The sequence below is a fragment of the Komagataeibacter sp. FXV3 genome (genome assembly GCF_015155755.1).
Taxonomy (GTDB): domain Bacteria; phylum Pseudomonadota; class Alphaproteobacteria; order Acetobacterales; family Acetobacteraceae; genus Komagataeibacter.
The window spans coordinates 1-7910 of the sequence record NZ_VWPI01000127.1; the positions used below are offsets into that span (position 1 = coordinate 1).

The 7910-nt window shown below is 64.3% G+C and carries 8 protein-coding genes; 4 read left to right on the plus strand and 4 right to left on the minus strand.

Going from position 1 to position 7910, the window contains the following annotated elements; all coding sequences use genetic code 11:
- The first annotated feature begins 440 nt into the window (after positions 1–440).
- The gene (gene tldD / locus F1542_RS11585) at positions 441–1901 is read left to right on the plus strand and encodes a metalloprotease TldD (protein ID WP_193733180.1); all 1461 of its coding nucleotides are present in this window, start codon (positions 441–443) and stop codon (positions 1899–1901) included.
- A gap of 86 nt (positions 1902–1987) precedes the next feature.
- On the opposite strand, the gene F1542_RS11590 is transcribed toward tldD, so the two are convergent.
- The 4 genes from F1542_RS11590 to F1542_RS11605 all read right to left on the minus strand — a co-directional run bounded on the left by F1542_RS11590 (position 1988) and on the right by F1542_RS11605 (position 5767).
- The gene (locus tag F1542_RS11590; RefSeq protein WP_193733181.1) at positions 1988–2734 is read right to left on the minus strand and encodes a pyridoxine 5'-phosphate synthase; all 747 of its coding nucleotides are present in this window, start codon (positions 2732–2734) and stop codon (positions 1988–1990) included.
- The gene (pdxA, locus tag F1542_RS11595; protein ID WP_193733182.1) at positions 2731–3720 is read right to left on the minus strand and encodes a 4-hydroxythreonine-4-phosphate dehydrogenase PdxA; all 990 of its coding nucleotides are present in this window, start codon (positions 3718–3720) and stop codon (positions 2731–2733) included. Before pdxA ends, F1542_RS11590 begins: the two co-directional genes overlap by 4 nt.
- Positions 3713–5119, minus strand: coding sequence for a M20/M25/M40 family metallo-hydrolase (locus tag F1542_RS11600; RefSeq protein ID WP_193733183.1), 1407 nt, complete (start codon positions 5117–5119; stop codon positions 3713–3715). The genes pdxA and F1542_RS11600 overlap by 8 nt, the downstream gene beginning before the upstream one ends.
- Before the next feature lie 363 nt (positions 5120–5482).
- On the minus strand, positions 5483–5767 hold the full coding sequence (locus F1542_RS11605) for a hypothetical protein (RefSeq protein WP_193733184.1): 285 nt from the start codon (positions 5765–5767) through the stop codon (positions 5483–5485).
- 144 nt (positions 5768–5911) lie between these two features.
- On the opposite strand from F1542_RS11605, the gene F1542_RS11610 reads away from it, so the two are divergent.
- The 3 genes from F1542_RS11610 to F1542_RS11620 are packed head-to-tail and all read left to right on the plus strand — an operon-like array spanning position 5912 to position 7742.
- Complete coding sequence (locus F1542_RS11610; RefSeq protein ID WP_193733185.1) at positions 5912–6334, plus strand: LapA family protein; 423 nt, start codon at positions 5912–5914, stop codon at positions 6332–6334.
- A 56-nt stretch (positions 6335–6390) separates the two neighbouring features.
- The gene (pyrF, locus tag F1542_RS11615; RefSeq protein WP_193733186.1) at positions 6391–7098 is read left to right on the plus strand and encodes an orotidine-5'-phosphate decarboxylase; all 708 of its coding nucleotides are present in this window, start codon (positions 6391–6393) and stop codon (positions 7096–7098) included.
- A 20-nt stretch (positions 7099–7118) separates the two neighbouring features.
- Entirely contained in the window at positions 7119–7742 is a 624-nt protein-coding gene (locus F1542_RS11620; protein ID WP_193733187.1) for a phosphoribosylanthranilate isomerase, read from the plus strand.
- Positions 7743–7910 lie beyond the last annotated feature (168 nt).

Consider the following 7910-nt stretch of genomic DNA (forward strand, 5'->3'; position numbering starts at 1 on the left):
GCTGTTGTCCCATCCGTGCCGGTGGGGGGCGAGGAGGGGACAGCAGCGGACGACGCCGTGGGGGCCACCTGTGACGGGGTCGGCGTCGCCTGGGCCAAGGCGGGCGAGCCTGTATAAAGAAGGCCGGCCAGCAACAGCCCGGCCTGACGGGGCACGGACCGGGTCAGACTAGAACCGCACAGGAGGGAAACTTTCACGAGACGCCATTTCTCCAAATAATAAAAACCTGATTTTCGCACCATGCCTTGCCTTGTGTCCCTACCACAAAGGAAAACCCTCCAGATGGAGGGAAGTTCATTTTTAAGCATGGTACCTGTCATGAAGAGAGACCAGCTTTTCCCCAGTGGGCAAAACCGGTTATGCTGCCTGCCCTCCCGGCCCATGGGGTCCGGGCATCCATGTCCTTTCATTCCTGTTCCGCCAACCGGAGTCACCGTTTCATGCCCTCATCCCTTCAGGGTCTTTCCCCGCTGGCTGCAACTGATGCCCTGTTTTTTGAACGGGCGGGCGCGCGCCTTGGCCGCCCCGATGCCGAACGTCTGGTTCGCCATGCGCTGGAGGGGATGGATGATGGCGAACTTTTCCTGGAATATCGTGAAAGCGAGGCGATTTCGCTGGATGAGGGGGTAATCCGTTCCGCCACCTTCGACACTTCTTCCGGTTTCGGCCTGCGCGCCGTGCTGGAGGCTGAAACCGGCTTTGCCCATTCCGATGACATAAGCGAAAGCGCGATCCGCCGGGCCGGGGAAACCGTCAGCCAGATCAGGGCGGGTCGTTCGGGCACGCTGGCCGTGGGGCCGCGTTCGACCAATCACCGCCTGTATCCCGATATCAACCCGCTGGAAGAAGGGGCCTTTGCCTCCCGCGCCGCCATGCTGTCGGAACTGGACGCCTATGCCCGCGCGCGTGACCCGCGCGTGGTGCAGGTCATGGCCTCCATTTCCGCGGAATGGCAGGCCATCCAGATTGTCCGCCCCGACGGGCAGCGTATGGCCGATATCCGCCCGCTGGTACGCATGAACGTATCAGTGGTGGTGGAACAGGACGGGCGGCGTGAAAGCGGTGGCCACGGTCTGGGTGGCCGTTATTCCTATACCCGTCTGCTGTCGCCGCAGGTGTGGCAGGGTGCGGTGGACGAGGCCCTGCGCATGGCGCTGGTCAACCTTGATGCCCGTCCTGCCCCGGCAGGGGAAATGGAAGTGGTGCTGGGTGCCGGCTGGCCCGGTATCCTGCTGCATGAAGCCGTGGGCCATGGGCTGGAAGGTGATTTCAACCGTAAGGGCACGTCCGCCTTTGCCGGGCTTATGGGCAAGCGGGTGGCGGCCCCCGGTGTGACGGTGGTGGATGACGGCACCCTGCCCGAACGCCGGGGCAGCCTGACCATTGATGATGAAGGCACCCCCACCGGCCGCACCGTGATGATCGAGGACGGCATCCTGACCGGCTACCTGCAGGATCGTCTCAATGCCCGTCTCATGGGTGTTGCCCCCACCGGCAACGGACGGCGGCAGTCCTATGCCCATGCGCCCATGCCGCGCATGACCAACACCATCATGCTGGGCGGTGACGCCACGACCGACGACATGATCCGCAGCACGAAGCGCGGGCTGTATGCGGTCAATTTCGGTGGGGGGCAGGTGGACATCACATCGGGCAAATTCGTGTTTGCCGCATCCGAAGCCTACATGATCGAGGACGGGAAGATCACCACGCCCGTACGGGGGGCCACCCTGATCGGCAATGGCGCTGATGCAATGACCAAGGTGACCATGATTGGCGGTGAACCCGCCCTTGATCCCGGTATTGGCACCTGTGGCAAGTCGGGGCAGGGCGTGCCGGTGGGTGTGGGCCAGCCTACGCTCAAGATGACGGGCCTGACCGTAGGTGGTACAGGCGGCTGACTGATAAAAGTTTCTGGGTGCCGCCTTTTTTCAAAAAGGTGGCATTCTTCGAAGCTTTTTGAAAAAAGCTCCACCAGAAACTTCTTCTATTTCCGTGCCGCCGCGATCACATCCTTCATGTGGCGGATTACGGCAGGCAGTCCGTCAAAAATGGCCTGCCCGATCAGGAAATGCCCGATATTCAGTTCCATGACCTGCGGCAGGGTGGCAATCGGGCCGACATTGTCATAGGTCAGTCCATGACCCGCGTGGACTTCCAGTCCGCACCGTGCGGCATGTTCCGCGCCTGCCATCAGGCGGCCGTGTTCAATCGCGCGCGCCGCCTCATCCATGGCATCGGCATACGCACCCGTATGCAGTTCCACCACGGCCGCCCCCAGTTGCGCCGCCGTTTCGATCTGTGCGGGATCGGGATCAATGAACAGCGAGACACGGATTCCCGCATCACGCAGCCGGGTGATGCGTGGCGCCAGTTCGCTGGCCTGTCCACGCACATCCAGTCCGCCTTCGGTCGTGACCTCCTGCCGCCGTTCGGGCACCAGGCAGCACGCATGCGGGCGCAGGCGGGTGGCGATGGTGGTCATTTCCTCGGTTGCGGCCATTTCCATGTTCAGCGGGATCGACAGGTCCGCGCGCAGGCGCTCCAGATCGGCATCACGGATGTGGCGACGGTCCTCGCGCAGGTGGGCGGTGATGCCGTCCGCGCCCGATGCCTGCGCCAGCAATGCGCCCTTTACCGGGTCGGGATGTGTGCCACCACGCGCGTTCCGCACGGTGGCGATATGATCGATGTTGACGCCCAGCCGGATGGGCGTGGCAGGAGATGTGGTCATGACCTGTTCCTGTGTTCGGCCATCTGCATGGCCATGTGCAGTGCCGCGACAAGGCTGGACGGATCGGCCACGCCCCGCCCTGCAATGTCAAAGGCGGTGCCGTGATCGGGTGATGTGCGGATGATGGGCAGCCCCAGCGTGGTATTGACCCCCTGCGTCATGTCGATGGTCTTGAGCGGGATCAGCGCCTGGTCATGGTACATGCACATCGCCACGTCATAGCGCGCCCGCGCAGGCGGCGTGAACATGGTGTCGGGCGGCCATGGCCCGCTTATGTCCATGCCATCGTCGCGCAGGGCGGTGATGGCGGGGGTAATGATGGTCTGTTCCTCCGTGCCCATGCTGCCGTCCTCGCCCGCATGGGGGTTCAGGCCGGCAATGGCGATGCGTGGTGCCGCAATGCCGAAATCACGCTGTAGGGCCGCATGGGTGGTGCGGGTGGCGGCAATGATGGCACTGGTGTCCAGTTCATCCAGCGCGCGGCGCAGGCTGACATGGATGGTAATGGGCACGACCCGCAGTTCCGGGCAGGCCAGCATCATCACCTCACGCCCCGGCACATTGCACAGGGCAGCAAGGTATTCGGTATGGCCGGGATAGGCGAAACCGGCTTTTTTCAGCACGATCTTGCTGATCGGGTTGGTCACCACGGCTGCGGCCTGCCCGTTGTGGGCCAGTTCCACCGCGCGCGCGATGGATGTGGTGATGGCGGGGGCATTGCGGCTGTCCGGCTGGCCTGCATGGACCGGGGCCAGCAGCCCGACCGGCAGCACCGGCACGGCGTGGGCAAAGACTTCGGCCGCCTGTGCAATGGTGGCGATTTCGTGCACCGGCACGTCATGCTGTCCGATCAGCCCCGCATCACCCAGCACCGCGAAGGGTGTCGTGCCCTGCCGCATGGCCCGCCATGCGCCTGCTGTGATTTCCGGCCCGATTCCCGCCGGGTCCCCCATGGTCAGGGCAAGGGGCAGGCTGGTATCAGGCATCAGCCGTGCCCATGGCGTACAGGATGCGGATCCACGACCGGATGCCCTTGTGGAAGGATGTCAGGTCATATTTCTCGTTGGGGGAATGCACACGGTCATCATCCAGCGCGAAGCCCACCAGCAGGGCGGACATGCCCAGGATACGCTGCATGTCGGCCGCGACCGGGATCGACCCGCCACAGCCGATGGTGACCGCGGGCGTGCCCCATTCATCCCCCAGCGCCCCCAGCGCGGGTTGCAGGCCAAAGGTGTCATCGGGCACGACGCAGGCGACCGACCCGCCGCAGGGCGTGAAGGTCACCGTGCAGTCAGGTGGCAACTGGCCACGTACATGGGCACAGAAGGCCTGGCGGATGTGCACCGGGTCCTGTCCCGCCACCAGCCGGAATGACACCTTTGCCATGGCGTCACCCGGCAGCACGGTCTTGAACCCTTCGGCCGTATAACCGCTGGAAATGCCGTTGATTTCGAAACTGGGGCGGCACCATGTCTGCTCGATGGCGGTATACCCCTTTTCCCCGGCAGGCTGCGACAGCCCGACATCCCCAAGGAAGGTTGCGTCGTCAGGGGCGATTTCACGCCAGCGCGCGCGCAAGGCTTCCGGCGGATCCTGAACGCCGGCATAGAAACCGGGCAGGGTGACGCGGCCGGTGGCGTCATCGCGGATGGAGGACAGCACCCGGCACAGCAGTTCCGCCGGGTTGCGCGCGGCGTTGCCGTAAATGCCCGAATGCAGGTCGCGGTCCGCGCAGCGCAGGTGGATTTCTTCCCCCACCATGCCGCGCAGCGTGGTGGTAATGGCGGGCACGCCGGGCAGCATGGCGGTATCACAGATCAGCCCGACATCAGCGCGCAGTTCCTCGCGATGCGTCTCCATGAAGGGCAGCAGGCTGGGACCACCGCATTCCTCCTCGCCCTCGATCAGGAGCGAGATACGCACCGGCATCTGTCCGGTCGTGGCACGGATGGCGCGCAGGGCCTCGATAAAGGTCATGACCTGACCCTTGTCATCCGATGCGCCGCGCGCGGTGATCTGCCTGCGCCCGTCTTCCGCCGTGACCAGTGCGGGTTCAAACGGGGCGGTCGTCCATAATTCCAGCGGATCAACAGGCTGCACGTCGTAATGGCCATAAAACAGCACATGCGGGCCAGCGGGCGGCGTGCGGTCATGGGCCACCAGAATGGGGTGACCCGGGGTTTCATGCAATGTTACGTCAAAGCCGAGGCTGTCGAGTTCACCGCGCAGCCATTGTGCCGCCTGCCTGCAATCCGCCGCGTGTTCCGGCTGGGTGGAGATGCTGGGAATACGCAGGAACGTGAACAGCCGCGCCAGGGCGTCATCAAGCGTGCGGTCCGCCTGTTCCAGCACGGACGCAGGGGAAGCGGGTGTATCAGTCATGAACTTTCCATTTTTGCAGCACTGCGGCAGGCAGCCTGGATGGGACGGGTACGATTTTGCCTGTTATCGGGGCAAAAGCAACACGTCCGCCGATGGGGGCTGCCCGCAGATATGCGCGGATCATGGCCGCCCATGATGGAAGGCCTGCCATCCCTGTTATCCTGGCCTGTCCCGCAATGGATATTCCGGTGTTCAGTGCCACGATGGGGCGGATATAACGCGACCGCCATGGCCTTGCCCCAATGGGGGAAAGCGGGCCGATCTGCCCGTGCAACGTCCTGTAGATATTGAAATAAGGTGACACCTAGAAATCTTGTGATTTTTTATCATGAAGCCGGATATGGCTTTTCGACTACCGGACCGTCAGCACCCGCCATGCAGGAACCCCAGCGCGGGCAGGGGACGCCACGTGCGTGGCAGGTCCGCGCGGCGATAGGGACGGATGCTGTAATGTGGCACCGCGATTTCATTGCGTTCCAGGAAATTGCGGTAGGCGGCCACCTGCTGGCTGCGCCATTCACAGTCCGCTTCCGCGCTGGCGCGTGTGGGATAGATGCTGGCGATTCGCGTGTCGCGTCCGGTGCGGGCGACAACCGCCCAGGATTCGTCACGTCGCGCCGTGGTCCGGAAAACGACAACCTTGCCCATTGTTTCGCCCCTGTCCCGGTGACCTGCCGCGTGTCATGGCCTGTGACCTACAGGCAACCATGCCTGTTGCGTGCGATCAAGCCGCGCGCCGGATGAATTGATTTTCTTGCAGCCCCCTGTTCTTGGCGGTAGGGAACAGGGATCATGATACGTCTTTTCATTACCCTGCCCGTGATCGTGGCACTGATCATTTTCGCGGCCTGTAACCAGGCGCCGGTGGAACTGTCATGGCTGCAATGGAAATGGACGTCATCACCCGGCGTGCTGGCGCTGCTGGTTGCCGCCCTGCTGTATGCCACGGGATCCGCCAGTGTGTGGATCGTTGTCCTGCGCCAGATGCGCCGTGCCCGCCGCGCCGAACAGGAAGTGCGCGCCCTGCGTGCCCGTCTGCCGGAAAATGATACCGGGGCAGCCCGTGCCCCCGGCCTGACATCCGCCCCGGCCAATTCCCCGATGGTGAAGGCATATGAGGCGGAACAGACAACGGCCGCCGCCAGCCCCGTCGCGACGGAACCCGCCGTGGAGACACCGCCCGCCATCACGGCGGAAAAGCCGCCGGGCGTCTGATCCCTTAATTCCCGCACGTCATCATGACCTGCATGCCTGACCATGGAGCACCGCCAATGCCTGGACGGTCCACCCGCCTGATTGTCGCCCTCGATACCAAGGATACGGCGCAGGCCACGCGCTGGCGCGAACAGGCGGCAGGCCATGCGGACGCGGTCAAGCTGGGGCTGGAGTTCACCTATGCCCGTGGGCTGGATGCCGTGCTAAAGGCCGCGGGTGACAGTCCGCTGTTCCTCGACCTCAAGCTGCACGACATCCCCAATACCGTGGCGTCCGCCATTGGCAGCCTTGCTGCCCTGCGGCCCGCCATGCTGACCATCCACGCCAGTGGCGGCCGCGCCATGATTGCGGCCGCACGCAAGGCGGTGGATGAAACCTTTCCGTCCGGCAGCCGCCCGCTGCTGCTGGCTGTTACCGTGCTGACCAGCATGGATACGCAGGGCCTGCATGAAGTGGGCGTGCCCGGCAGCGTGGAGGAACAGGTTGTCCGTCTGGGCAGGCTGGCGATGGAGTCGGGGGCGGATGGGCTGGTGTGCTCCTCGCATGAAATTAGGCCTCTGCGCCATGCGCTGGGCGATGGGCCGGTACTGGTCGTGCCGGGCATCCGTCCCGCCGGTAGCGCATTGGGGGACCAGAAGCGAGTCATGACCCCGGCACAGGCCCGTGCGGCGGGGGCTGACTGGATCGTGGTGGGGCGTCCCATCACCCGCGCGGAAGACCCGGCGGCGGCGGCGGCGGCGATTGCTGCCGAACTGTCGGCCTGAACGGGGCAGGGGACGACACCATGCCGGTCAGGGTCAAGATCTGCGGTATCCGTGACCATGTGGGTCTGGATGCGGCCACGCAGGCCGGGGCGGATTGGGTCGGGTTCGTGTTTTTCAGTCGTTCACCGCGTCATGTCACGGCGGAAACCGCCAGCACGCTGGCGCGCGACATGGCGGCGAACGGCCCGAAGCGGATCGGCCTGTTTGTCCGCCCGACCGATGATGATATCCGCCGCGTGCTGGACCTCGTACCGCTGGACGGGTTGCAGATCTATGATGATGCGGGTCGGACCGAAGCCATCCGTACTTGCCTTGGCCTGCCGGTATGGGGCGCAGTGGGCATCGCAAGCCGGCATGACCTGCCAGAAACCTGTCAGGTGGATGGTCTGGTGGTTGAATCCTGTGCGCCCGCCGGGTCGGACCGTCCCGGCGGCAATGCCCATGCCTTTGACTGGACCCTGACGCATGGATGGCGCGCCCCGGTGCCGTGGGTGCTGGCGGGGGGACTGAATCCCGATAATGTCCAGCGCGCCATACAGCAGAGCGGTACACACGCCGTTGATGTCTCATCCGGCGTGGAGTCAGCCCCCGGCGTCAAGTCACCCGAACTGATCCGCCGTTTCGTGCAGGCTGCCCGCGCCTAACGGTAATATCCGTAATACGGCGGCGGTGGTGGCGGAGGCGGCGGGTAGACATAAACCGGATAGGGCGGCGGCGGGTAGGCATAGGCCGGATAGGGATAACCATACCCATATCCCCGGTAGCGATAAGGCGACATCGCAACACCCAGCGCCGCACCCGTGGCCATGCCC